Genomic DNA, 2,261 nt, shown 5'->3' on the forward strand with positions numbered 1-2,261 from the left:
GGCTCTTCGCAGTTGAGGGTGTAGAGGTGGTCGGCGCGTCGTTGCCTAGGTAGGGGTCGAGGTCTTCCGATGATGAAGGTTCGTACACGCCTCATCCGAAAGACCTCGACGTGCCTGACGCTACCGGTCGGGCGGGCTTCGCCTGCGCTGACCTGACCACTTTCTGCCGCCTTGACGAGCTCGGGTTGGAGGTGACCGGCCAACAGCTCGCTGCCGGTCGGGCCGTGCTGGCGTGCCGGGTCGCCGATGACGATCGGTGGTGCCGCCGCTGCGGCGAAGAGGGCGTTGTGCGTGACAGCGTGACCCGCACGTTGGCCCATGAACCGTTCGGGTGGCGGCCCACGACCTTGCTGGTCACGATCCGCCGCTACCGCTGCGCCGGTTGTGCTCACGTGTGGCGCCAGGACACCAGTAGGGCGGCCGAGCCACGGGCCAGGTTGTCCCGGCGTGCTCTGCGCTGGGCGCTGGAAGCCCTTGTCTGTCAGCACTTGTCGGTTGCCCGGGTCGCCGAGGCGTTAGCGGTGTCGTGGAACACCGCCAACAACGCCGTGTTGGCCGAAGGTCAGCGGGTGCTGATCGCTGATCCGGCCCGCTTCGACGGCGTGGCGGTGATCGGCGTCGATGAACACGTGTGGCGGCACACCCGCCGCGGCGACAAGTACGTCACCGTCATCATCGATCTCACCCCCGTGCGTGACGGGACCGGCCCGGCCCGGCTGCTCGACATGGTCGAGGGCCGGTCCAAGAAGGCGGTCGCCGACTGGCTGGCCCAGCGCCCGCAGGACTGGCGTGACGGCGTGGACGTCGTTGCCATGGACGGCTTCTCCGGCTTCAAGACCGCCGCCACCGAAGAACTCCCCGCCGCGGCGACGGTGATGGACCCCTTCCACGTGGTCCGCCTTGCCGGCAACGCCCTCGACGAGTGCCGCCGCCGCGTCCAGTTGGCCACCTGCGGGCACCGTGGCCGCAGCACCGACCCGCTCTACCGATCCCGGCGCACCCTGCACACCGGAGCCGATCTGCTCACCGACCGGCAGAAAACCCGACTGACCGCACTGTTCACCATCGACGCCCACGCTGAGGTCGAGGCCACCTGGCACATCTATCAACGCACTGTGGCCGCCTACCGCGAACCGGACCGCCGCAAAGCCCGCACCATGATGGCGGCGCTGATCACCACGCTGAGCACCGGGGTTCCCAAGCCGCTGACCGAACTGATCACCCTCGGACGGACCCTGAAGAGACGCGCCGCCGACGTCTTGGCCTACTTCGACCGCCCCGGCACCAGCAACGGGCCAACCGAAGCAATCAACGGCCGCCTCGAACACCTGCGCGGATCCGCGCTGGGCTTCCGCAACCTCACCAACTACATCGCCCGGTCACTGCTCGAGACCGGAGGCTTCCGAACCCAGCTCCGTCAACCTCGGCAGTGAAGAATCGTCAACGCGTGCTCAACGCGGCCAGAGCGTCATTGGTCTCGGCCACCGAGAAACGATCGGGGTGCCAGCCCCGGGGCAGCCAGTCCCTCATCTCCTGCGCACCCAGCCCCATCGGCGTTGCCCGCGGGTCGTACCCGCCACGAACCCACGCAGCCAACTCCTCGTAGCCACCCAGGCCCCCACAATCCTCCGGCGGGCAGGCCATCTTGCCCGTCAGACACACCGGAACCGGGGGCGGATCATCGAAAACGTCTTCGACCACCAGCACGTGCTCCCATCCGTCGCCGAAGTCGTAGTCATAGAACAACCGCTCGCCCTTACCGGAGACCACCTGATCCAGGCGCACACCGTCCTCGACGACACCCTCGTCGCCTTCGCTGAGATCAAACCCGGTCACGAAGTAAGCACGGGTACGCCGATCCGCCCCAACACCGAACTTATGCAGATGACCGTCCTGCCAACCCATCGCAACCTGCAATACGACATGCAGCTCATCAAGCATGAGGTCACCCGGCAGGACCAGACGACGCCAGATCGGCGGCTTGGCGTACATCAGGTCCAACCGCACCCGAAAACCCCGCACACGCTCCGGCACCGCCCGCACCTCGGGCACCGGCTCATCGAGCACCCCCGCGAACACGTCCCGACCAGCATCGGCCATCAACTGTTGCAGCAACACCAGATCCACACCACCCCCGGACACTCCGCTCTTCCTCTTACTCTTCCGCTTCTCCTCCGGCACACACCCAGCCAACCAGACACCCGATCACAGGACCAACCGAAAGCAGCTGATCGTCCCTACACCGTCAAGTGCGAAGAGCC

General features: G+C 66.7%; 2 protein-coding genes. One reads left to right on the forward strand and one right to left on the reverse strand.

Going from position 1 to position 2,261, the window contains the following annotated elements; genetic code table 11:
• Positions 1–110: 110 nt before the first annotated feature.
• Positions 111–1,433: an ISL3 family transposase gene (locus ACJH6H_RS29610; protein WP_406776380.1), complete on the forward strand. Its 1,323-nt coding sequence runs from the start codon at positions 111–113 to the stop codon at positions 1,431–1,433.
• Between the two features lie 7 nt (positions 1,434–1,440).
• On the opposite strand, the gene ACJH6H_RS29615 is transcribed toward ACJH6H_RS29610, so the two are convergent.
• Positions 1,441–2,142, reverse strand: coding sequence for a plasmid pRiA4b ORF-3 family protein (locus tag ACJH6H_RS29615; protein ID WP_406776381.1), 702 nt, complete (start codon positions 2,140–2,142; stop codon positions 1,441–1,443).
• Positions 2,143–2,261 lie beyond the last annotated feature (119 nt).

It is taken from the genome of Mycobacterium sp. SMC-21 (assembly GCF_045310825.1).
Taxonomy (GTDB): Bacteria; Actinomycetota; Actinomycetes; order Mycobacteriales; family Mycobacteriaceae; genus Mycobacterium.